The sequence below is a fragment of the Vibrio sp. MEBiC08052 genome, from assembly GCF_001506075.1.
Classification (GTDB): Bacteria; Pseudomonadota; Gammaproteobacteria; order Enterobacterales; family Vibrionaceae; genus Vibrio.
On record NZ_KQ947475.1, the window covers coordinates 749,100 to 771,381 of the forward strand.

General features: G+C 46.3%; 22 protein-coding genes. 8 read left to right on the forward strand and 14 right to left on the reverse strand.

The window, feature by feature from the left end; all coding sequences use genetic code 11:
- Window positions 1–153: 153 nt before the first annotated feature.
- The gene (locus VRK_RS03495) at window positions 154–1,011 is read right to left on the reverse strand and encodes a LysR family transcriptional regulator (protein ID WP_059120116.1); all 858 of its coding nucleotides are present in this window, start codon (window positions 1,009–1,011) and stop codon (window positions 154–156) included.
- A 99-nt stretch (window positions 1,012–1,110) separates the two neighbouring features.
- Here VRK_RS03495 and gstA point away from each other — a divergent pair, with 99 nt between their 5' ends.
- A complete protein-coding gene (gstA, locus tag VRK_RS03500; protein ID WP_059120117.1) occupies window positions 1,111–1,725 on the forward strand; it encodes a glutathione transferase GstA in 615 nt (204 codons plus the stop codon).
- Window positions 1,726–2,090: 365 nt separating this feature from the next.
- Here the strand turns inward: gstA and VRK_RS03505 are convergent, their stop codons facing one another.
- On the reverse strand, window positions 2,091–3,011 hold the full coding sequence (locus tag VRK_RS03505; protein WP_059120118.1) for an ornithine cyclodeaminase family protein: 921 nt from the start codon (window positions 3,009–3,011) through the stop codon (window positions 2,091–2,093).
- Window positions 3,012–4,175, reverse strand: a complete 1,164-nt coding sequence (locus tag VRK_RS03510; RefSeq protein ID WP_059120119.1) for a DSD1 family PLP-dependent enzyme — start codon at window positions 4,173–4,175, stop codon at window positions 3,012–3,014.
- 106 nt (window positions 4,176–4,281) lie between these two features.
- On the opposite strand from VRK_RS03510, the gene VRK_RS03515 reads away from it, so the two are divergent.
- On the forward strand, window positions 4,282–5,190 hold the full coding sequence (locus VRK_RS03515; protein WP_059120120.1) for a LysR family transcriptional regulator: 909 nt from the start codon (window positions 4,282–4,284) through the stop codon (window positions 5,188–5,190).
- A 136-nt stretch (window positions 5,191–5,326) separates the two neighbouring features.
- Here VRK_RS03515 and VRK_RS03520 read toward each other — a convergent pair whose 3' ends face one another.
- Window positions 5,327–5,575 (reverse strand): DUF1330 domain-containing protein, encoded by a 249-nt coding sequence (locus tag VRK_RS03520; RefSeq protein WP_059120121.1) that lies wholly within the window; start codon window positions 5,573–5,575, stop codon window positions 5,327–5,329.
- A gap of 159 nt (window positions 5,576–5,734) precedes the next feature.
- On the opposite strand from VRK_RS03520, the gene VRK_RS03525 reads away from it, so the two are divergent.
- Window positions 5,735–5,986: a hypothetical protein gene (locus tag VRK_RS03525; protein ID WP_059120122.1), complete on the forward strand. Its 252-nt coding sequence runs from the start codon at window positions 5,735–5,737 to the stop codon at window positions 5,984–5,986.
- Between the two features lie 117 nt (window positions 5,987–6,103).
- On the opposite strand, the gene VRK_RS03530 is transcribed toward VRK_RS03525, so the two are convergent.
- Window positions 6,104–6,670, reverse strand: a complete 567-nt coding sequence (locus VRK_RS03530; RefSeq protein ID WP_059120123.1) for a helix-turn-helix domain-containing protein — start codon at window positions 6,668–6,670, stop codon at window positions 6,104–6,106.
- Window positions 6,671–6,837: 167 nt separating this feature from the next.
- Here VRK_RS03530 and VRK_RS03535 point away from each other — a divergent pair, with 167 nt between their 5' ends.
- Window positions 6,838–7,449: a LysE family translocator gene (locus VRK_RS03535; RefSeq protein WP_059120124.1), complete on the forward strand. Its 612-nt coding sequence runs from the start codon at window positions 6,838–6,840 to the stop codon at window positions 7,447–7,449.
- Between the two features lie 113 nt (window positions 7,450–7,562).
- Here the strand turns inward: VRK_RS03535 and VRK_RS03540 are convergent, their stop codons facing one another.
- Window positions 7,563–8,054, reverse strand: a complete 492-nt coding sequence (locus VRK_RS03540; RefSeq protein ID WP_331456279.1) for a DUF4865 family protein — start codon at window positions 8,052–8,054, stop codon at window positions 7,563–7,565.
- 44 nt (window positions 8,055–8,098) lie between these two features.
- Entirely contained in the window at window positions 8,099–8,434 is a 336-nt protein-coding gene (locus VRK_RS03545) for a carboxymuconolactone decarboxylase family protein (RefSeq protein ID WP_059120125.1), read from the reverse strand.
- A gap of 105 nt (window positions 8,435–8,539) precedes the next feature.
- Here VRK_RS03545 and VRK_RS03550 point away from each other — a divergent pair, with 105 nt between their 5' ends.
- Both VRK_RS03550 and VRK_RS03555 read left to right on the forward strand, forming a co-directional pair.
- Complete coding sequence (locus VRK_RS03550) at window positions 8,540–9,412, forward strand: LysR substrate-binding domain-containing protein (protein WP_231735728.1); 873 nt, start codon at window positions 8,540–8,542, stop codon at window positions 9,410–9,412.
- 399 nt (window positions 9,413–9,811) lie between these two features.
- On the forward strand, window positions 9,812–10,462 hold the full coding sequence (locus VRK_RS03555; protein WP_059120127.1) for a LysE family translocator: 651 nt from the start codon (window positions 9,812–9,814) through the stop codon (window positions 10,460–10,462).
- A 74-nt stretch (window positions 10,463–10,536) separates the two neighbouring features.
- On the opposite strand, the gene VRK_RS03560 is transcribed toward VRK_RS03555, so the two are convergent.
- The 7 genes from VRK_RS03560 to VRK_RS03590 all read right to left on the reverse strand — a co-directional run bounded on the left by VRK_RS03560 (window position 10,537) and on the right by VRK_RS03590 (window position 20,277).
- Window positions 10,537–11,292: a helix-turn-helix domain-containing protein gene (locus tag VRK_RS03560; RefSeq protein ID WP_059120128.1), complete on the reverse strand. Its 756-nt coding sequence runs from the start codon at window positions 11,290–11,292 to the stop codon at window positions 10,537–10,539.
- Window positions 11,293–11,623: 331 nt separating this feature from the next.
- Entirely contained in the window at window positions 11,624–13,216 is a 1,593-nt protein-coding gene (locus VRK_RS03565; protein WP_059120129.1) for a methyl-accepting chemotaxis protein, read from the reverse strand.
- A 109-nt stretch (window positions 13,217–13,325) separates the two neighbouring features.
- Window positions 13,326–13,775, reverse strand: a complete 450-nt coding sequence (soxR, locus tag VRK_RS03570) for a redox-sensitive transcriptional activator SoxR (protein ID WP_157371842.1) — start codon at window positions 13,773–13,775, stop codon at window positions 13,326–13,328.
- A 107-nt stretch (window positions 13,776–13,882) separates the two neighbouring features.
- Window positions 13,883–14,455, reverse strand: coding sequence for a GNAT family N-acetyltransferase (locus VRK_RS03575; protein ID WP_231735729.1), 573 nt, complete (start codon window positions 14,453–14,455; stop codon window positions 13,883–13,885).
- 60 nt (window positions 14,456–14,515) lie between these two features.
- Window positions 14,516–15,928, reverse strand: a complete 1,413-nt coding sequence (locus VRK_RS03580; protein WP_231735730.1) for an efflux transporter outer membrane subunit — start codon at window positions 15,926–15,928, stop codon at window positions 14,516–14,518.
- Between the two features lie 6 nt (window positions 15,929–15,934).
- Window positions 15,935–19,066 carry an efflux RND transporter permease subunit gene (locus VRK_RS03585; protein WP_059120130.1) on the reverse strand — a complete coding sequence of 1,044 codons (3,132 nt, stop codon included), beginning with the start codon at window positions 19,064–19,066 and terminating at the stop codon, window positions 15,935–15,937.
- Between the two features lie 53 nt (window positions 19,067–19,119).
- Entirely contained in the window at window positions 19,120–20,277 is a 1,158-nt protein-coding gene (locus VRK_RS03590; RefSeq protein ID WP_231735731.1) for an efflux RND transporter periplasmic adaptor subunit, read from the reverse strand.
- A gap of 101 nt (window positions 20,278–20,378) precedes the next feature.
- Here VRK_RS03590 and VRK_RS03595 point away from each other — a divergent pair, with 101 nt between their 5' ends.
- Both VRK_RS03595 and VRK_RS03600 read left to right on the forward strand, forming a co-directional pair.
- Window positions 20,379–21,149, forward strand: coding sequence for a response regulator (locus tag VRK_RS03595; protein ID WP_059120131.1), 771 nt, complete (start codon window positions 20,379–20,381; stop codon window positions 21,147–21,149).
- Window positions 21,146–22,219 (forward strand): ATP-binding protein, encoded by a 1,074-nt coding sequence (locus VRK_RS03600; protein WP_059120132.1) that lies wholly within the window; start codon window positions 21,146–21,148, stop codon window positions 22,217–22,219. The genes VRK_RS03595 and VRK_RS03600 overlap by 4 nt, the downstream gene beginning before the upstream one ends.
- Window positions 22,220–22,282: the final 63 nt, after the last annotated feature.

Below are 22,282 nucleotides of genomic sequence, written 5' to 3' on the forward strand. Positions count from 1 at the left end.
CCAGCAGACCTGATTCGGTCTGCATGAACTACGTCGAACGGTGAGCACATTGTTACATGAAGCAGGCTACAATACGGATTGGATAGAAAAATGCCTGGCACACGAACAGAAAGGAAAGGGTGAGGGGCTATTTGTTGAGGAGGAGATAATAATCTAATACCTTTTTGTTAATTCCATCATTAATGTTGCTGGTCGAGATGTTGAATGTTTTGATACCATCATGCCAAATTGCCGACACATGGGGGGATTTAGCGGCAGCACTCGTAAACCTTTACGATTTTCTGGTAAGTTTGATTCCGGAACTAGGCTGATACCTTCCCCCGCTCGTACAAGGGCAACCGCGCTGACCCAATCACGTACCTCAATTCTCACGTCCGATAGCGATAAACCAGCATCAGCCATAATTGAGGCCGCGTGCACATGGCATCCCCCCGTAGCTAATACAAATGGCTCGTTGGTCAATTCGACCAATGACAGTTCTTTGTGTTGTGCTAGATGATGCCATATGGGTAAAACGGCTACCCAGGCGTCCTCGCCAATTAACACGGCATCACTCTCTGAAGTAGGGTTTAGGACAACGCCAAGGTCAATGGTTCCGGACTCCAACCAAAGCTCAACTTCTCGGTCATCGGTTTCAAGGGCGATAACCTCAATATCGGGATAAAGCGATCGAAAGCGGCGCAGTAATGGTGGTAAGACCGTTGCAAAAACGCTGGGAAAAGCAGCCAATCGTATTGAGCCGGCTTGATCTCCTGCTATCGCCGCAGCCTTGTGACGGATGGACTCCAGATGGGCGAAGGCCGAGCGGGCATGATCCAGAGCTTGCTCCCCAAATGCCGTCAGCGTCACTCCATGTCGTTCACGTACCAGTAATTTAATACCCAGACTTTCTTCCAATGCCGTAATAGCCTGGCTCATCCCTGACTGGGTAACCCCCACATTCTCGGCAGCAGCGGTGAAGCTTCCTGCTTCGGCGACTGCGATTAGGCTTTTTAGTTGGGTTAGATTCATATTAGTAAAACTTATACCTGAAATTTATATAATTAAATTTACTTAATTTTAGTGCAAGGTCAATATTGGTGTTGACCTCAACCCATTGGAGAAATAACTATGAAACTGTATTTTGCGTCTAATACCTGTTCCTTATCCCCACATATTGTTATGCAAGAGTTAGGAATTGAGTATGACCTGATTCGGGTGAACAACGCTACTAAACGGACTTCTGATGGCAAGGATTTTCTAACCATCAACCCGAAAGGTTATGTCGCGGCACTGCAACTCGATTCCGGTGAGGTACTCACTGAAGGACCTGTGCTACTTCAGTACCTTGCGGATTTGAAACCGGAAGCCCACCTAGCACCGAAGCAGCATACTCTTGCACGACTAAGGCTTCAGGAATGGCTCAACTTTATTACCAGCGAATTACATGCTGGTTCCGCACCACTGTTTAACGCTGAATTACCGGAGTCAGTACGTGAACTATTCAGAGCAAAATTGCGCAAGCGACTGAATGTCATTGAATTAGAGTTATCACAGAAAAACTATCTAATGGGTAGCGAATTCTGCGTAGCAGATGCTTACTTGTATACCGTCCTGACCTGGATGCAATGGTTTTCGATTGACCTTGAAGACTGGCCTTGTATCGTGGAGTATAAGTATAAAATTGAAGCTAGAGAGTCAGTAATAGCAGCGTTAAAAAGGGAAGCGATAGTTCCTGCTGCGTAATGGTTTATGAGAAATTTACGCATTATTAAGGTCTTCTAATCGTTGGGTGAAATCAGCGCTGAAGTTGCAAAAATCAATTGTTTTTTGTCCTTAACTAATTTTTTGTTTGGTATTTTAAAACCCAATACTTTGGCGATACACATAATCGCCAACTCAGTTTCAACCACTGATGCGCTATAGAAAGCACACGGGCCGGTGATGGTGCGCCGGCTTGCATTTCATATACATCAAACCGATTCTGCTGAAGATGTAACTTGTCCTTGGAGAAAAGTTTGCTGGTGACATTTGCTAATGTAGTTATTCATGGATTAATTTAGGTATAGCAAAGTCACTCGTAGTTTGTTAACACAACCGGACCGACTAAATTATTCATCAGCCTTTCTATCCGCTAAACTCAGTAGTTTTGCTGCGACAAATAGATCCTGAATGGCAATGCCAGAACTATCAAAAACTGTGATTTCTTTATCCGTCGTTCTCCCTTGAATATTTCCAGTTATGACATGACCAATCTCAGTAATGAGTGGATTTACCGCATGTTGAAACTCACCTATAGCAACCGATTGCATTGTATAGTCGCAAAATAGCCTTGCCGTATTATATAGTTCTGGTGGAAGCTCTTGCTTACCAGTTTTATCCGCGCCCATAGCAGAAATATGGGTTCCATCTTTTACCCATTGAGCATCAAATAAAGGCGCTTGGGCTGTTGTCGCTGTTACAATTATATCAGCTTGCTCACAACCCGTTTGTGCACTGGCGCTTTGTGCATTAATACCTTGTTGCTTTAATTTTTCAGTGAATGCTTCGGTATTGCTTCTTCCTACGACCAAAACTTTTTCAATCTTACGAATTTCACAAATTGCTAAGACCTCGAATTCAGCTTGGTGTCCAGTGCCAAATACAGTCAGAACCTTTGAATCTTTTCGGGCTAGGTAGTCAACAGCCACAGCATCAGCTGCCGCTGTTCGATAGGCATTGACCTTACTTGCTGCAATTGCTGCCTGCAATTCACCTGTATCTGGCTTTAGTAAAAAAACAGTAGTTCCATGGCATGGCATATTTAGTGCCCGATTATTGGGCCAATATGTCCCTGTTTTCCAACCGACTAAGGTGGATGTACAAGCTGACTTTAAAGAAAACATGGAACCTTCTTGCGAACCAGCAGCATTGACTACAGGAAAGAGCGTTGCATCATCACTCACTGCTGCTATAAATGCTTCTTTTACAGCATCATAAGCAAGCTGATGAGAAATAAGTTGTGATGTTTGTTGCTCATTTAGATAAATCATTTACCACCCCTGAACTCGATTCCAAATTTCATAAGTTTCGTTTTTAATATCAAATACATGGTATTGCTTATGCATCGATGCCATGGCACAGGCATGGTTAGGCAACACATGTATACGGCTACCAATTGGAAAATCAAAAAAGTCGATGCTTTCACCATTTACCGCTTCAATAATACCGTGCTCCTGATTGACACTGGTAACTTGCATATTAGACATTGGGGCACCGTTATTTTTTGTCACTAAGCCATATCCGCAATCAGTAGGTTGGTCAGCAGTGCCACGATCTGCTGACAACGCCATCCATCCGGCATCAATTAAAACCCAACCTTTTGCTTTATTATGTCCAATGACAGTTGCAACAACGCTGGCGGCAATATCGCTATACTGACAAACACCTATTCCTGCCATAACCAAGTCAAAAAAGGAATAGACTCCCGCTCTTACCTCTGTAATACCCGTAAGATTTTGATAATGGTGTGCCGTTGGTGTTGAGCCAATACTCACGATATCGCAGGGAATACCATGCTCTTTCAATATATCAACAGCCTGTAGTGCAGCCTTAACCTCATTAGTTGCACTGTTTTGTAATGAGAGTGTGTCAAAACAGTGATATGACTCCCCTGCGTGACAAAGTATGCCCGCAAAATGAGCCTTTCCATCACAAAGTAACTGTGCAATATCTAATAATTTAGGGTCTTCAGGAAAAACGCCACCTCGATGTCCATCACAGTCCACCTCGATTAAAGCAGCAATAGTGCACTGATTTTTTAGACAAAACTCATTGAGTTCGACGGCTTGCTCCACACTATCCAGCAGGACTGCAATATCAATTCCTTTCGCAATGAGTTCAGATATTCTGTATAACTTTTGAGCTGAAATACCGACCGCATAAACAATGTTGTTATACCCGATACCAGCGAGTTCTTCTGCTTCTTTCACCGTTGAAACGGTAACGGGAGAAGCGTTATCTGGTAATAAGTATTGAGCCGCTTCAAGCGAACGAAGCGTTTTGAAATGCGGTCTCAAGTTTGCCCCTTGTGATTCTATTTTACTTCTCATTCGGGTTAGGTTTTTAAGAAACGTACACTTATCAACATACATAAATGGCGTGTCAATTTTTTCATATTGAGCCAGCAATGTAGAAGATTGATTCAAGCTAAACATGCTTTCTTACCTCAGCGATTAGATCCAAGTAATAAGCTCTAGTATCCATCAATTAGGTTTTATCGTACATTAACAACAATTAACTTATAGATTAGGTTTAAACCAAATGATTACGACTGAAGATCTGAAGTTTATTGTGACAATAGCGGAGAGTCGTACACTGGCTGAAGCAGCAAGATCACTGAATATCACACCTCCGTCAGTAACTCTTCGGCTTCAGCATATTGAAAAGAAGCTAGCTGTAAAATTAATTCAGCGGCCATCTAGAATCGTTACTTTAACTGAGGAAGGTCAACTTTTACTCGACAAAGGACGTTTGCTCCTCCAAGGCTTAGATGACTTGCAAGAGCAGATTAACGAAAGGAAAGAACAAGTTTGTGGCAAGCTAAGAGTCCTGGCGCCTCTAGGATTTGGTAACGACTACATAGCCCCTTTGCTTGGTGAGTATAAAACCATGCATCCGCAATTAGATATTGAACTTGAACTCTCTGATAACCCTAATTGGGTCAAGCATCATAAGTGGGACATTATTATCTATATTGGCGAATTAAATGATTCATCTCTCAAAATGATCACACTGGCTAAAAATCAACGCTTTATTTGTGCATCCCCCAAATACATCCAAAGAAGAGGAATCCCAAAAACACCAAATGAATTGACCAAGCATGAATGTATTGTCCTTCGAGAAAATAATGAAGACGTAACATTATGGCAATTTGCAGATGAAAAAGGGCAACCTGATATGATTCGAATTTCCCCTACACTTGCGAGCAATGAAGGTCGGGTCATCAAAGACTGGGCAATATCAGGACTTGGCATTATCATGCGATCAGAATGGGATGTTCAGCCTCAAATTAATAGTGGTGATTTAATACGTCTGTTACCGACGTATTCGTTACCCAATGCTGATATCGTTGCATTGTTAAGCAGTCCATCTAAAGAACGCTCAGCTAGAATATCTGGTTTTATCTCACTTTTGAAAGAAAGAATTACACCAATGCCATGGAAGCAATAACATGACATAACAGATAGCATTTAGATTTTTATAGCTCAATATGATATCGACGAAATCACCTAAGTTGCAGGGGAATCATAGAAGATAGCCCCTGTGTTAATGGTTTAAAATTCCTTTTTGAAGTATTTCGACGGTCTTATTCGTTTCCTTCAACAAGTACAAAGGTGCCTGTGGCTGCCTTGGTGCGTAACTTCTTGGCTGTTTGATAGCTGTCACTGTGATAAAAGCGCTGAGCCTCGGCAAAAGAGGAAAATTCAAAAATCATATGCTCTTGATGAGTTTCTCCTTCGAGGTTTTCATACTGCCCAGACCAAGCCACAATTTTGGGGTTGAATGGCCTCACGGCTTCTTCAGCTGCTTTGCCGGGGGCGGTACAGGTAAACAATGTTCAAGCTTACCATGAGTGCGAATTGGCTGGGGTTGGACTGATTCAGGCCGTCTACACCAGCAATAAAAATGTCCATGTTTGACGATATCAAAGAGTAAACATGAACCTTAAATTATGCTACCGTAAAACCGATATTCAACTTGATGGAGATAAATTATGAACGACGGCAGCTGGGCTGACTTCTTTCCGTACTTTGCTGGTGCCTTTAAGATTATTGTATTAGGGATTGTGGCCTACTTAGCCATTAAATGGCATTTTGATGAAGAGCGGCGGGTGAGAGAAGCAGAAGGTGCGGTATTTGATACACCAAGCGCCATGAAAAAGTTGTCAATGATATTTGCCTTTATCGCCTTTTTCGTTGTGCTGATCGTTCTGGTGGTTTATGCGACAAACTGGGTACTTTACTGATGGGGTTTGTTGGCCACTACAACCACTGACTCTGACTCGATATTAGGAGTTGTGTTACTTGGTCGAGGATTTACTCGGCCTTAAGCCCAGCGTGTTTCCCGGCGTTTTTATTTGTCACTATACGTTCGACCGACGCTCTAAAACCATCATTGCACATGTCCCTTCCTGTAAGGCTTCGAAGATGTGCGGTAAATCTCCAGGGTAGCAAATATAATCACCTTCATTAAGTTCATAGCTTTCAGACTCTGATCCAATCCGCGCCTTTCCTTTGGTAATAATTACATGTTCGATGACACCTTGATGATGTGGCTCCGAGTGATGGGTCTCACCAGGATCAGCTTCAATCAAATATATATCTCGACTGACATTTGGTGGGCAAGCGGCAAGCAAAGTTGCTTGGTAGTTTTTACGCTTTGACGCTATCGTGACGCCTTCCCCATAACGAATAATTTTCGTCTTCTGTTTAGGCAACTCCAGCAAACGTGATACAGGAATATCAAGGACGCCACATATCGACCACAGTGTCTCGATACTCGGATTACCCACACCATTCTCGAGTTGAGATAGGGTGGATTTCGCGATTTTCGCCTGTCTAGCAACTTCAGCAATACTCAGCCCAGAGCGCTTCCTCTCCGAAGTGAGTGTCGCTGCAATCTGAGCGATAGGGGGTTCATGTCTATTCATAGGAAAGTTACTTGTCTAAATAAACGTTCATTTTAACAAACGTATGTTTGATTTGACAGTTATATGTCTGTCGTTCATTATAAAAAACAATTGTTCGATAAAATATTTGCCGGATTCTATCGTGCGCAGAGAGTCGGAATGAAAAACACAATCAAGAGGAATGACAATTGGAATACATCATGTCTATGGCGTTATTTGCTATAACGACTTCCGTTACACCAGGTCCCAATAACATTTTGGTTATGACATCGGGATTAAACTTTGGCGTACGAAAGAGCTTACCTTTACTGACTGGTATATGTGTCGGATTTACGCTCATGCTCTTATTGGTCGGATTGGGATTCGGCCATATTTTTAACCTGTATCCTCATTTAAGCCTGCTCATCAAAATAACAGGAACAGTCTATCTAGTTTACTTAGCCTATCTTATCGCCAAGAGTCGTTCGGTTGAAAATGGCCATAAACAAGCGATCCCATTAGGGTTCTTAAAGGGGGCTCTCTTTCAGTGGGTCAATGCAAAGGCTTGGGTTGTTGCTATTGGTGCGATTACGGCTTTCACAACTGCGGGCGAACAGAACACAATCCAGAACCTGGCAGTCGCGACAACTTTTTTTCTTCTTTCGTTTCCATGCGTCGGGGTGTGGTTGATATTTGGTACATTACTTCGTCAGAAACTGGAAAATGATGTCTATCTACGCAGATTGAATATGTCTATGGCCTTTTTGCTATTGCTTTCAGTCTTTCCTGTGATTAGAGATATCTGGCAACAGCTCAGCTAATCGCAATTGGGTAGAAAATCGTCATCTAAAGGGGGCTGTGAGTGTTCACGTCCCCCGAGACCTCATGGTTTTTATATTCGCTAGGTTATTTGGTATTCGTTTGCCGTGAAAGCTCACCCCCGGGCCACATATCCTACTGCATAAAGCTCTCGCCCTTGGTAGGCACTGAGTTCAGTGTCGCAAATCCATGTGACGCTCAGTGTTTGCCATGCATGGTAATTGATGCCTTGAATATCCGTTTCCGCTTGTTGATTGGCATCATGAGCAATAGATGCAAAGTGATGCTGCTCAGCGGGTGGTGTCGGCACCGCATCAAGAAACCAAGTTTCGACTTTGGGCCGGCCAAATTGCTGACACAGCGCTTTGAATCCGTCACTGTTGAGAAAGGCCATCATCGCCTGATGATCTTCCCACACATACAAGGGCGCATAGCAATTCACAGGGCTGTGATATTGCGTTGCATCCTGACGTGCATATAAGTAAGCCTTGAACACTAACCCCGGCCAGCCATCTAATAAATATCCCTTATCTTTGATCCTGCGTTCTATCAGTTCCATGTCGTAATCAGCAGGGAGTACGAATTTGTATTGCATTGCTATCATCATGATTTCTCCTGTAAATCTGTGGCTGGAATACCACAAGTAAAAGATCAGTCTGCCGTCTGATTGCATTGAGACGGGGTTGCATCTAAACGTTCGAAAGCTGAGGCGGCGACAGGCCATCCGGCATAAAAGGCTAAGTGGGTGATCGCTGCGCTAAGCTCTTCGGTACGCAAGCCATTGCTCAATGCACGCGTCAGGTGGCCGGGTAATTGTTCCATTCGGTTGAGCACCACAAGCGCGGTAACCGTGATTAAACTCCGGTCTCTTTGGCTGAGTGTGTCATCCTGCCAAACTTGTCCGAAGAGCACCTCTGAAGTGAGCTGGTGGAACTGAGGCGCAAGCCGGGCAATCATTGCCATGAGTTCGGTTTCCTGAGTCGTCATCTGTTTTCCTCGCCTGATTGAAGTGACAGGGAAATCATAAGTTGAAATTTTGATTCAAAAAATCAAAACTATTGGTATTGACTGTTTTGTTTTTCGGGATGATTGATGATGCGTAGCCTTGATTTAGATGCTTTGCGATGTTTTGTGTTAGGGATTGAACTGGGCAGTTTTGCACTTGCCGCCGAGCGGCTGAGCCGTTCTCCGTCTGCCGCCAGCGCACAGTTAAAGAAGCTCGAACAGCAGTGTCAAACACCGTTAGCCGTGAAAGTGGGGCGGAATCTTGAACCGACGGAGGCCGGGGAAGTGGTGCTGGGATACGCCCGGCGAATGTTGCAGTTAAATGATGAATTGCTGAACCGTTTGAGCGGCAGCCGACTGGCAGGTAAAGTCACCTTTGGCTTACAAGAAGATTTTAGTGATGTGCTATTACCGCAATTGTTAGGTGCATTTTCACGCAGCCATCCACAAATACAATTGCAGTCGATTGTCGGACGTCATCAAGAGCTGCTGCGTGATCTTGTCTCTGGTGAGTTAGACTTCTCACTGGGATGGATGGGTGAAAAAAGTGCGCCTTACAGTGAGTTTTTAGCGGAATTACCCATGCAATGGTATGGCCCGGCCAGTAAACACCTCAGAGAATCCGTGCTGATGGCGAAGCCTTTGCCGTTAGTGATGCTGGACGGTTCATGTCTGATCCGTCAACAAGCCACCGAAGCGTTAGATCATTACGGTATCCCGTGGAAAATTAACTTTGTTGGCAGAAGCTTAAGTAATTTATGGCGTGCCGTTGAAGCCGGATTAGGGATTACCGTACGTTCCTCTTTCAGCCACCCGGAGAGCATAACCAAACTGAGCGGTTTACCACCGCTGGGGAAACTCAAACTGTGTCTGGACAGAAGCCAATATCAGCTCGATGACGTTCAGGCTCAGTTGTATGCAGAATTGAAACAGCAGCTATTGCAGTATCTGGAAATGTAAGGGGAGGAGAGCCAAGCTTGCGCTCTATTCTCAAAATATCGGTTCAGTATCGGTGAGGGAGAGTTAATTTCATCACCATCTGAATGAGGGCAATCTCGTCATCGCCTCAGTTCCTGAAGGCTGGATGAATCATTCCGGTTGCGGCAAATATCCGGGATTTATCTTCTTATTTTGGATTTATTCATATTTTATCCATCTCTAAAAGCGACTTAGCATGTAAGCCATTACAACAATGACACGAAGCTAGGGAATCGCATGTCTCAACAATATCTGACACCGGAACATCATCAGCCCGAACATGCTCCCGGCATCATTGAATGGCATTGAACGGGTGCCAAGTGACACGGAGCCAACGTAAAAAGCTCGCATTAAAGTGAGCTTCATTCATTGAGGGAAGTTATGGATTTCACGACCGCATTATTGTCTATTTTGACCATTCATTTAATGGCCTCCATTTCACCGGGGCCGGACTTTGTGGTGGTTTCTCAACAAACACTCCGTCAAGGGCGCAAAGCCGGCATTGTTTGCGGGATGGGGGTTTGTGTCGGTTTATTGGTTCACATTAGCTATTCCGTTGCCGGTTTAACCACGGCATTAGGGCATTCGGATTATATTACCCAAGGGATAGGTATTTTTGGGGGAAGTTATCTGGTGTTCTTGGCATATAAATCCATCAAAGGGTCGTTTGCCAAGCCAACGCAAGAGCCCATTCAAGCGGAAGTGCCGATTCCAGCGGAAAAGAAAACGGAAAATAAATCTGCTTTTTGGAGCGGCTTGATCGTTAATATCTTCAACCCGAAGGCCGCAATATATTTCATCTCTTTATTTTCCATTATTATTTCTCCTGCATTGGAGACAGAAAAGCTCTTATTGGTCATTATCTCGATCATTGCCGTACAAATGGCATGGTATCTGACATTTATTTTCATTGTGACCATCCCAAGCGTCAGAGTAAAGTTTGACCGTAAAGTCTATTTGATTGACCGATTCTTGGGGATGCTCATGGCCGCGATGGGTATTTATATGATAACCACGTATGCCTTTATTTAGATAAATTGACGGTTTTCGTATACCGCAATTTGAGTCGATCACTACAAATGCAATTATTCTGTGCCCTTGTTGTTTCACTCAAGGAAGGCAAGGGCTTGTTTTATCTGGCGGAGCAGCAGGTGAAGTTCATTTTTATAGTCTGATCTGAATTTTTCGTCACTCAGGTTATCGCCGACACGCCAGTAGATAGTATAAAGCAGCACCTTAGTAATTTTTTCTCTTAATTCAAACAGTTCGATACTATTCCCCGGGGCTGAATAGTGGCTTAAGAAGTGATGATAGCAATCATTGATGCGTCGAAAATGGTTCAAGACAGTCTCTTGATCCGGTTTGATGAAAGATAATCCGCTCTTATCCTGCGTGATATTGACGGACTCGGTATACGCAATGCTGTCTTCAATAATGGCTGTGATTTCCTTTAAAAAGGCATGTTTATTTTGTCCATCCTCTTTATCTGCCAACAGTGGTAACCATTTGCCGGAAACTTTATATCCCAGCCCCCGAACGGTCACAATAAAATCATCGATCATCAGATTTTTTAAAATTGACCGGACCTTAAAAACATATTTATTGGCGATGATATTGTCGGGGCAATCTTCCATATGAAATGTTGACTTTTGTTCTCTGACAATACAACCGATATCGTGATAACTGAGCACCGCCGCCTCGTGGGTGAAAAAGTGGTGAAGAAGCACGAATACCGCAGTATCCTGGAGAAAGACTTCTCGTCCGGAAGACTTCAATATTTTCAGATTAGCGTCAAGTGTGACAAGCTTTGCGGTTTCTCTATTTTTGAAAGTCAATATATTTTTGAACGTGAACTGGCTCATTGTGATTCCTGACTGCTGTTGAGCTCCGATATACATATTATCGACATTGATTCCCAATACGTTGATTGCTCTGCAAATTGGAGGCCGAATTTATATCGCATCATACTCTATGCACTATTTTACCGAGCATAACTATAACGATAGTTTTTGTGAAAGGGAAAATATGCAGAGATAAACGATCACAGTCGGTAATCATGGGCACGTCATATCACTGAACAATGTTCAGTGATATGTGAAACAGGAGGAATTTTCGCGCGCTCTCAATGACGGCAGACATCATTTTCTGCACTGAAACACGCCTCAAAGTTCGTCCTGAGAGTCAGCCGATTTCTTACACGCCAAAGCGTTGGATTTGCAGCTTTAACGCATCGACTTGCGCTAACAATTGCTCTTTGACCGCGACGCTGGCACGGGTTAAATCTGCATTTTCACTGGCGTTACTGGCGATACTTTCGATTTGCTGATTCAAATGCAGCGACGATTGACTTTGCTCATGAGTTCGCGCGGTTATCTCTTGATTAGAGCGACTAAAATCATTAATCGCGGAGATAATTTCATCAAATAGTACCATGGCGCTTTGGGCTTCGGATGACACTTTACCGGTTAGCTCTTGCGAGTCTCGCATCGCATTCGCTGCGCTACTTGAACCTTTTTGAATCCGTTCAACTACGGTTTGGATTTCAATTGTGGAGGCATGGGTACGATTTGCCAAGTTGCGAACTTCATCTGCAACCACCGCAAAGCCACGTCCTGATTCTCCGGCTCGCGCAGCTTCAATCGCCGCATTGAGCGCCAGCAAATTGGTCTGCTCTGCAATACTGCGAATCACCTCCAGCACCGAACCAATGTTTTGTCCATCCTCCTCGAGTGTACGGATTACACCAGAGGCCTGCGTCATTGAGCTAACGACCTCATCGAGAGATTTCACGGTACTTTCCAGCGTTCTCTGCCCCGTTGCCGAACGCTCCTGTACCTGCGTTGCGCTGAGCAGCGTCTGACTGGCTGACTCGGCGACTTCATTCAGTGACAGGCTCATGTCTTGGATGGATGATGCAACCTCATTGGTATCATGATTCTGTCTGCGTGCCCGCTCATCGATTTGTTGCAGGTTATCACCGATTGAATCAGCGAGTCGGGTGGTATTTTGCATCGTGTCACCAACCTGATTGACGATCTTGAAAACCACATCGATAAAGTGATTGATATGACCGGCTAGCTGTCCAATCTCATCGTTACTCTTCACATCGAGCTTCATATTTAGGTTGCCGTTTGAACTCCCCAGTGAAGCAATACGTGTAATCATTAAATGGAGTGGCTTAAGCACTAATGTTTTAACGGTTGTCACCACTGCGATCGCAATTAAAATGGCAGCGATTAAAACGGCAAGAGAGTAGTTTTTAATACTGGCTATGGTGCTTTCGAGCGCGACGGCTGTTTTCTCAACTTTTTCATCGCCGGATTCCTCGAGTTGCCCGATAAATTCTTGCATCGCGTCAAACTGAGTCAGTAATGCACTTAAAGCCCTGAGCCTACTTTCATCATTTGCGTTGAGTAAAGACCGTTTACTGGTTTCAAACTCGGTCAGGTAGATATCTAACTGCTTGATTTTGTTTTGTTCGATTAATCCGGCTTCTTTTAACCGCTGGAAAGATTCGGTGGCAAAAGTTGTGGGCTCGCTTAATGCCGCTAACGTCTTCGCTTTGGTGATTTCACCGGATGCGAAGCGCTGTAACTGGATCAACTGCCCCTGTAACCCAATCGTGCCTTCCATCGCGCCATCAGCGGTTGACCATGCAGGCCCGGTCACAAACTCGATCGCATTAATTAATTTGCTTATGCCTGAGTAACTTATCCAATAATTAATCACAACCAGCGAGATAAGCACGCTAATACTAAGATAGAGCTTCGAGCTAATTTTCATCATCCATTCTCAAATGCCTTCAATATTACATAACTATAGAATTAATTATGGTTTCTGCTACTCAAGGACATCATTAGCTCGATGGTGCTTTGTGACAACATGTTGCAAAGTCTTACTGACTCATCAGATGCGGACCTGCACCTTTTTCGCCTAATTTATCGTAGGGATTGAGAAGCCGGCATCTTTCAAGAGACAGACAGCCGCAGCCGATGCAATCGGTTATCATGTCTCTTAACTCAGTCAACTGCGTTATTTTTTTATCGAGTTCTGTTTTCCATCGGGAGCCCAATGCTTCCCAATCCTCAAGTGTGACACGGGTACTGTTCGGCAGGCCTTCAAGCTCTGATAATATGTCGTCCAAAGAAAAGCCGGTCCGCTGTGCCACTTGGATCAGCGAGACAATCCGAATGACATGTTTGGGATACTGTCTGTGGTTAGCTGCGTTTCTCTGACTCTTGATTAAGCCTTTTTTCTCATAGAAATGTAACGCTGATACTGCAACACCGGTTCTTTCACTCAGCACCCCGACGGAGATCCACTCTGGGATGATTTTCTTCTGCATTCGTCTGTTGACCTCAACTTAAATTTAGGGCTTATGATAAGCATCAACCGAGTATTGCTCAAGTTTTGTTCTTCACATCCTACTGAAGAGCCGCGTGTTGCTGAATATCAATTTGATTTCAATTGTTCGTCAGTTGGCGGCGTCATCACTTTCTCAAAGATGAAGTATTCATATTCATATAAATCCGTCAGGTTGTAATCGCGGAGACCGGCAGGGAAGTGCGTATCCGGATGATAGCGATTGTAAAATTCAGTAATGTGGAAGCCACACTTGTTGAGATAAAAGTGGACGTTTCTTTTTTCAAAGTAGGGCGTTCCGGTTTGCCAGACCTTGGTTGCCGGATAGGTCGCTTCTATCGCCTGCCATGCAGCAAGGCCGAGCCCTTGGTTATGATTGCCTGAGTCAATGAAAAACCATTCGAGTTCATGATGTTGCGTCTCTTCGTTGATCTGCAGAACCGCGCCGCCAACGGGGTTATCATTGGATAAGATATGGTAGAGAACCGTATTCTCCTCATCAAATGACGACTCGATATCTTCATCAGAGGGAATGGGTTTACCATGATACTGACCAAACTCTTTGATTACTGCATCGGTGAATGCCGTCTTTAATTTTTGTTTGAATTCGAGCCGGTCTTCTTGTTGAACCGGTATTAATGTGACATGTTTTTCTTGCATCATGGAAATACCTTTTACTGAATATAAATGTTGCTGATTGAGTATGCTGAGCGAGTCGGACCGCTAACGCGATGCTGATGAGGCAGCCAATCCGCCGCCTAACGCTTTGTATAAAAACACCGCATTACTTAATTCTTGCTGCTTGAGTTCCAGCCATGTTTGTTGTGCCGCGTAGAGTTGCCTTTGCGCATCCAGTAACGTCAAATGCCTTTCAACACCGGCCTGATAGCGCAGTTTAGACAGTTTTGTTCTGCGTTGTTCTGCGGCGACAACGTTCATTTGTGCCGCTATTTGTTGTTGATATGTTTCACTGCCTGATAAACCATCCGCAACTTCTTTAAACGCGGTCTGAATGGTTTTTTCATATTGCGCGATGGCACTGGAGCGGTTGACTTTTGCCAGCTGTAACGATGCATCAAGTTTTCCCGCTTGGAATATGGGCAGCTCGATTTGTGGTGACAATGACCATATGGAATGCCCTGAACCGACCAGATGGCGGATATCCGAACTGGCATAACCAATGGCGCTGGTCAGAGAGAGACGAGGAAAATAAGCGGCTCGTGCTGCGCCAATATCTTCATTGGCTGCGATGAGGTTTTGCTCTGCCTGCAAAATATCCGGCCGATACAGTAATAAATCCGAAGGCAGCCCTGCGGGAAGCCGGGTCATGACACCTTGATCTGCCAGTGCCCGGGGCGCCGGGAGATCGGCTGGTAAGCTCGAACCGACAAGTAACCGCAGTGAGTTTCCGGCTTGTGTCAATGCGCGTATTTTGGCCGCTCGGTTGGCCTGCGCACTGGCGACCTGACTTTCCGCCTGGGCGACATCAAGTGCACTGGTTTGATTGCCCATTCTGAGCTTTTGCGTCAAGTCGAGCGACTTCTGCCAGTCAGTTAACGTCTCTTCGGTCAAGCTGAGTTGTTCTGCGGCCAGACGTTCAGAAAAATAAGCGTCAGCAATCGAACTGATGAGCGCAATTTGTGCGGCCTTACGGCCATAATCACTGGCTAAGTAACGTGAAAAAGCGGCATCTGACAGTGAACGCATACGGCCGAATAAGTCAATTTCAAATGCGCTGAAGCCAATATTCAGATTGTTCTGTTGTTGGATTTCCGATGTTGTGACACCGCTGTCGTTTGTTCGGGTTCGTTGGCGACTGGCACTCATGGTTAAATCCAGATGAGGGATTCGTGCCGAACGCTGAATCCCATATTGGGCTTTCACCGCTTCAACATTGAGGATCGCAATCCTTAAATCGCGGTTATTGGCCAATGCCAACTCGATGATCTTTTGTAAGCGCTCATCACTGAACATGCTTCTCCAGCCAAGCTCAGCGATTGGCGTTGAAGCCGTCCCTGCCTGACTGTCGTGGGGCGGAAAAGTCGCCGGTACGGGGAGCGCTGGTTTGGTCAGTTCGGGCGTCAGAGAACAGGCCGAAAGTAAACCCGTCAGACAAAAAATAAATAAACGCATCATATTAACTTAACCTTTGGGCTGTGCCGATGATTTTTGATTCGCTGTTCGCCAGTTGGTGAGGCGTTCTTGAAAATGCGTCACGAATACAAAGAATGTCGGAACAAAGTAGATAGCAAGGACAGTCGCACTGACCATGCCGCCAAATACACCCGTCCCAATCGCATGCTGTGTTTCGTGACTCGCACCGCTTGCCAGCATCAGCGGTACAACGCCCAGACCAAATGCCAGTGAGGTCATCAAGATCGGCCGTAAGCGTAATTGTGCGGCTTGCGTGGCAGACTCAATTAATCCGTGGCCTTGTTCGCGTAGTTGTTTGGCAAATTCAACGATCAGAATGGCATTTTTCGCTGACAAGCCAATCACGGTAATCAGGCCAACTTTAAAAAACACATCATCAGGCAGGCCGCGTAACGTCACGGCAATCACCGCGCCCAGCAAACCTAGCGGAACCACCAACATCACGGACAGTGGAATCGACCAGCTTTCATAGAGGGCGGCCAGCACTAAAAATACCACCAGCATGGAGAGCGCCATCAGCAATGGTGCCTGTGAAGCCGATTGACGTTCTTGTAAAGATTGTCCTGTCCACGCAATGGTAAATCCGGAAGGAAGTTGTTTTGCGAGTCGTTCAACTTCGGCCATTGCTTCGCCACTGGAGACGCCGGACGCGGCACTGCCGGAAATGCGTAACGCCGGATAGCCCTGAAAACGAACAAACTGCGGTGAAGTTTCACGCCAGCTTGGCGTGATGAATTCTGACAGTGCCACCATACCGTTATTTTGATTGCGCACATAAAGTTGCAGGACATCATCGATCTGCATCCTTGCCGGAGCATCCGCCTGCATGATGACTTGCTGCATTCGTCCGGCATTGGGGAAATCGTTGATGTATAACGAGCCCATTGCGGTTGATAGTGTGTCACTGATATCTGTATATGAGACGCCTAATGTTGCTGCTTTCTGACGATCAATCTCTAAATGAATGCTTGTTCCCGAGGGAAGCCCGTCTGAGTATACCTCGGTCAGTTTCGGACTTTTTTCAGCGAGCGCCAATAGTTGCGCTTCCGCCTCTTTGAGCGCTTGCTCACTATGACCACTCCGATCCTGTAAAAAGAAACTGATCCCCGAGCTGGTGCCGAGTTCTTCAATCGCGGGAGGCATCATATGCATGACGGTGCCTTCCGGTACATCAGCCATCGCTTGCTGAGCCAGTAATAATTCTTGACGTGTTGAAGTGTCATCGCGGGTTTCCCAATCTCGTAAAGTGGTAAAGGTTTGGGCGGTATTGGTGCCTGAACCGGAAAAACCAAATCCGATCACCGTCATGGTGGACTGTACCGCAGGCCGGGAGAGGATATAGTCTTCAAACTTTTTGACGATGGTTAAGGTTCGCTCAGCCGTGGCATCCGCAGGCAACTGGATGTTGGTCATAAAATATCCCTGATCTTCTTCGGGCAGAAACGAAGTGGGTAACTGGCGGAATATGACAACCAGTAGCGCACTCAGCAGAATAAAGAGCACCATCATGCGTCCTTTGCGCCGGATACAGCCTTGTACATGAACCGCATAGCGCTGGTTGAGATGCTCAAAGCCGCGGTTGAACCCCTGAAAGAATCTGCGTTTTTCGTGTGTCGCTTTGACCGGCTTGAGTAGCGTTGCACACAAGGCCGGTGTCAGGGTGAGGGCTAAAAATGCAGAGAACAGAATAGAGACCGCCATAGAGAGGGCGAACTGTCGATAGATTACGCCCACCGAATCGCCGGATAGTCCCATCGGAATAAATACTGCGGTGAGAACCAGCGTAATACCGATGATCGCGCCCGTGATCTCTTTCATGGCGATCGCGGTGGCGGCTGGTGGTGAGAGCCCTTTTTCTGACATCAGGCGCTCGACATTCTCGACGACAACAATGGCATCATCAACGATGATCCCGATCGCGAGCACCATACCGAACATGGTCAGTACGTTGATTGAAAAGCCTGCGATCAACATGATGCTAAATGTCCCCAGCAGCGCAATCGGGGCGACGATCGCCGGGATGAAGGTATAGCGAATGTTCTGCAAAAATAAGAACATCACGCAAAACACCAATACCATCGCTTCAATTAACGTCTGGATCACTTTGTAGATCGAGACTTTGACGAAAGGAGCGGTATTAAACGGGATCGAATCTTTCATCCCTGCCGGCAGGCTGTGCCTTAATTCCGGGAGCCGTTGTTCGACGGCCTCCGCTGTGCTGAGTGCATTCGCCCCGGGTCTCAGGAGGATCGCGGCTGCCGTGGCATTTTTACCATTTTCCCGGTTTAAGAAACCATAGGATTGCGACCCGATCTCCACGCGAGCCACGTCACCTAACACCACTTTTGCACCATTGGTATTGGTCCGCAGAATAATATTGGCAAATTGTTCCGGGGTCGTTAACTGACTTTGTACCGTTAATGGCACAGTTACTCGCTGTCCGGATATGGTTGGCGCAGCCCCGACGCTGCCGGGAGCGATTTGGGCATTTTGTTGCGTCACGGCCTGACTGATATCCGCCATGGTTAAGCCCCGAGCATTGAGTTGATCCGGTTTGACCCAGATACGCATCGCTTTTTCTGCACCGAATGACTGTACCCGTCCGACCCCGTCAATACGGCGGAGTTCTTCAACAATATTACGGGACAGATAGTCGTTGAGGGCGACTTCATCGAAGCGGCCGTCATCCGATCTTAATCCGACAATCATGAGAAAGTTCGAGGTGGCTGACTCAACGGTTAAGCCATTCTGACGGACAGCCTGCGGCAGTCGTGACTCAATTGTTTTAAGCTGATTCTGAATATCAACCTGAGCAATATCGGGATCGGTTCCGGGTTTGAACGTAGCGGTGATTGAGGCTGAGCCGGAGGTATCCGCGGATGATTCGAAGTACATCAGGTTCTTTACATTGGATAATTCGCTCTCGATGAGACTTAAAACCCCATCGTTCATCGCTTTGGGCGTTGCCCCCGGATAAGTAGCCATAATACTGACGGTTGGCGGTGCCACCGATGGATAGCGGGAGACCGGCAATTTCGGAATCGCCAGACAGCCGAATAAGATAATAAATAGTGCAATCACCCACGCAAAGACCGGGCGCTGTATGAAAAACTGAGACATAAGAGGACACTCTCACCTAAATCATGGATTGTGGATGTGTTGACTGTGAATATTTAAAGGGGCGTTGACGTTTGCCACGGCCGCTGATGAACTGTCATACCGTCTTGCAGTCTTTCTTTGCCTTCAACCACAACATGATCTCCGGCATGCAGACCGGATTTGATATGGTATTGGCCTTGCACCAACGCACCGAGTGAGACGGCTTTCAGTGCTGCTTTGTCTTGGGAGTCGATGACCCAGATATGGGGCACACCGCCGATGTGGGTGATGGCTTGCTGCGGCACGGTCAGGGCGTTGGCATAACGCGAGCGTAAAACACGGGCTTTGACAAACATCCCCGGTAGCAACAGGCGCTGCTGGTTATCAACCAACACCCGCAATAAAACATCTCCGGTGCTGGTATCAATATTGATCCCTGAAAATAGCAATTGCCCTTGCAGCGGATAAGGCTGCCCGTTCGAGCGTAATATACTGATATTGGTTGGCGTTGCAGCGGTTGGTTCAGCCGTATCTGCTGCGAACGTATCACGGAGTGATTCAAGCGATGATGACGGACGGCGAATATCAACAAAAACTTGGTCAATCTGTTCAATGCGTGTCATCGGGGTGTTATCCGATCGGCTGACGAGTGCCCCCTCGCTGACCAGCGTTTGATCAATGCGCCCAGCGATCGGGGCGGTGACACTGGCATACTTTAAATCCAGCAACCGGCGAGCAAGCGTCGCTTTGGCTTGGGCAACGTCTGCACTGGCTTGGTCACGTTGTAAAACGGCATCATCATATTCTTGGCGACTAATCGCGTCTGCCTCAACCAGCGGTTTTAGATATGAGGCTTTTTCTAAAGCGCGTTTTAAGGTTACTTCGGCTTTCAGTAAATTGGCTTTGGCCGTATCGACATCCGCTTGAAAGGGCATCGGGTCAATCTGAAATAAAGGTTGACCGGCTTTGACTTCGGCCCCTTGTTTGAAGAGGCGATGTTGGACGATGCCGCTCACTTGTGGACGGATCTCTGCGACGCGGACAGCCGCGACTCTTGCCGGCAGTTCTTCAAAGACCTCCAGTTGTGCTGGCTTCATCGTCATGGTTGAAACGAAAGGTACGACTGCTTGCGACTCTGTTTCTTTATCGATCTCGGATTGATTACAAGCGACTAAAAAGAGAAGGGTCAATATATGTAAGTGACAACGGACACATATATTTATCTTTTTCACTGAGGTATCCTTTTGGCAATGATTGAAGTGCTGGTGCTGTAGAGATGGGTTAAGTCTACCACCCATATGTGGAGGTTCCGCCGAATAAATGTGGAGATTTGATGGAGATGAACGATTTACGCTTTGACGCGCAGAAATTGAGCGCTGATTCAGAACAAGACGCAGGAGCAAACCATCAGGCCTTGATTCTGATCGCAGAGGACGAGCCTGAAATTGCGGATATACTAGGTGCTTATTTAGCACGGAGTGGTATGCGTACTGTGCACGCAACTGACGGGGTGAAAACACTGGCGCTTCATTCATCGCTGAAACCTGATCTCATACTGCTCGATATTCAGATGCCGAAGATGGACGGATGGAAAGTTTTGACTGAGCTGCGTCAGCACAGTCATACCCCCGTCATCATGTTGACGGCGATGGATCAGGATGTCGATAAACTGGTGGCGCTGAGAATTGGTGCCGATGATTATGTGATTAAACCGTTCAATCCGGCAGAGGTGGTGGCGAGGGTACAAGCCGTGCTTAGACGGACAATGGACAGTCCTCAACACCATGCGCAGCGGATATTGCGTGTTGCTCCGTTTGAAGTTGACTTAGACAGTCATGAAATCTCGGTCAATCAAGACGGGCAGCGCTATTTGCTCTCTTTAACACTGACTGAATTTAAGTTACTGACCCATTTTATTCGCTCACCGAAGCGGGTCTTTACCCGAGGCGAGTTATTGAGTGCGTGTTTACCGGAGGGCGACACGCTGGAGCGTACGATTGATAGCCACATCAGTAAGATCCGCAAAAAACTCGAAGTGGTCGGTATTTATGGTATTCCTGCCGGAGTACGTGGGGTCGGGTATCGTTTCCGGGGAGAGTCATGAAATTAGCGGGGTTGAGTCGCCAGATTGCATTATCGATGATGAAAATTGCGATGGGGTCGGCGTTACTCGTGCTTTTCGGCTCATTTGTGTTTTATTACTTGTGGGAAAAGTATTGGCCGAATGAAATCCCCAGTGAGAGTGATATCACGCCTTCCTTCCCGGAATGGGTTTGGATTCTGTGTACCTTTGCTTTTGTGATTTGGTTTGCTGTCCATGTGGCGATTAAGCTATCCAGACGAATTTTAGAACCTTTAAACTCCGTTGCGCAAGGGATACGAACCATTGCCAAAGGGGATTTGGATGTGCGGGTATCCGTCGGGGATCGTTCGTTAGGAGAGGCAGCGCTGCTGGTAGAGGATTTCAATCTTTTAGCCGAGAAATTACGACAGATGTCTGAAGCGCAAAACTTTTGGAATGCGGCGATTGCCCATGAATTAAGAACCCCGGTGACTATCTTACGGGGGCGATTACAGGGATTAGCCGAGGGTATTTTCACCCCGGACAAAGCACAGTTTCTGAAGTTATTAACTCAAGTCGAAGGCTTATCTCACTTAATCGAAGATTTAAGAGTCGTGAGCTTAATGAATAGCGGCGAGCTGAACATCAATATTGAAGCGGTCGAGCTCGCTGCGGAAATCAAGTCGGTGACAGATATGGCTGAGAATATGCTGCAGGCCGCAGGGCAATCAGTCAGACTGGACTTACATACTCAGCCCGTTATCTGTGATTCAATGCGGATCCGGCAAGCATTACTGGCAATACTTGAAAATACCAGCAAATATGCTGTGCCGGGAACCGTGACGATTCATTCAAGGGAACAAGACGGGCGTTATTTTGTCAGTGTTGCCGATCAAGGCCCCGGTATTGAACCGGAATTATTGCCGAATGTGTTTACGGCATTTCACCGGGCAAAAGATACTTCACAGCGAGGGAGCGGGCTAGGCTTAGCCGTCGTTGCAGCGATTGCTCATGCTCATAAGGGCGAAGTGAGCTGTGTGCTCAATGAAGCCGGCGGGACGACTATTGAGTTATGCTGGCCTGCACCAGTGAGCAATACAACGGAGCAGTGATCACGAGTACCGGGATTCATCGGTGACCAACAACAATGAAAAAAGGGAGCCTCGGCTCCCTTT

What these genes read in the sequence shown, in the direction of transcription:
- VRK_RS03495 (WP_059120116.1), bottom strand. Translation starts at nt 1,011, where the DNA reads ATGAATCTAACCCAACTAAAAAGCCTAATCGCAGTCGCCGAAGCAGGA.
- gstA (WP_059120117.1), top strand. Translation starts at nt 1,111, where the DNA reads ATGAAACTGTATTTTGCGTCTAATACCTGTTCCTTATCCCCACATATT.
- VRK_RS03505 (WP_059120118.1), bottom strand. Translation starts at nt 3,011, where the DNA reads ATGATTTATCTAAATGAGCAACAAACATCACAACTTATTTCTCATCAG.
- VRK_RS03510 (WP_059120119.1), bottom strand. Translation starts at nt 4,175, where the DNA reads ATGTTTAGCTTGAATCAATCTTCTACATTGCTGGCTCAATATGAAAAA.
- VRK_RS03515 (WP_059120120.1), top strand. Translation starts at nt 4,282, where the DNA reads ATGATTACGACTGAAGATCTGAAGTTTATTGTGACAATAGCGGAGAGT.
- VRK_RS03525 (WP_059120122.1), top strand. Translation starts at nt 5,735, where the DNA reads ATGAACGACGGCAGCTGGGCTGACTTCTTTCCGTACTTTGCTGGTGCC.
- VRK_RS03530 (WP_059120123.1), bottom strand. Translation starts at nt 6,670, where the DNA reads ATGAATAGACATGAACCCCCTATCGCTCAGATTGCAGCGACACTCACT.
- VRK_RS03540 (WP_331456279.1), bottom strand. Translation starts at nt 8,054, where the DNA reads ATGATGATAGCAATGCAATACAAATTCGTACTCCCTGCTGATTACGAC.
- VRK_RS03545 (WP_059120125.1), bottom strand. Translation starts at nt 8,434, where the DNA reads ATGACGACTCAGGAAACCGAACTCATGGCAATGATTGCCCGGCTTGCG.
- VRK_RS03550 (WP_231735728.1), top strand. Translation starts at nt 8,540, where the DNA reads ATGATGCGTAGCCTTGATTTAGATGCTTTGCGATGTTTTGTGTTAGGG.
- VRK_RS03555 (WP_059120127.1), top strand. Translation starts at nt 9,812, where the DNA reads ATGGATTTCACGACCGCATTATTGTCTATTTTGACCATTCATTTAATG.
- VRK_RS03560 (WP_059120128.1), bottom strand. Translation starts at nt 11,292, where the DNA reads ATGAGCCAGTTCACGTTCAAAAATATATTGACTTTCAAAAATAGAGAA.
- VRK_RS03565 (WP_059120129.1), bottom strand. Translation starts at nt 13,216, where the DNA reads ATGATGAAAATTAGCTCGAAGCTCTATCTTAGTATTAGCGTGCTTATC.
- soxR (WP_157371842.1), bottom strand. Translation starts at nt 13,775, where the DNA reads ATGCAGAAGAAAATCATCCCAGAGTGGATCTCCGTCGGGGTGCTGAGT.
- VRK_RS03575 (WP_231735729.1), bottom strand. Translation starts at nt 14,455, where the DNA reads ATGATGCAAGAAAAACATGTCACATTAATACCGGTTCAACAAGAAGAC.
- VRK_RS03580 (WP_231735730.1), bottom strand. Translation starts at nt 15,928, where the DNA reads ATGATGCGTTTATTTATTTTTTGTCTGACGGGTTTACTTTCGGCCTGT.
- VRK_RS03585 (WP_059120130.1), bottom strand. Translation starts at nt 19,066, where the DNA reads ATGTCTCAGTTTTTCATACAGCGCCCGGTCTTTGCGTGGGTGATTGCA.
- VRK_RS03595 (WP_059120131.1), top strand. Translation starts at nt 20,379, where the DNA reads ATGGAGATGAACGATTTACGCTTTGACGCGCAGAAATTGAGCGCTGAT.
- VRK_RS03600 (WP_059120132.1), top strand. Translation starts at nt 21,146, where the DNA reads ATGAAATTAGCGGGGTTGAGTCGCCAGATTGCATTATCGATGATGAAA.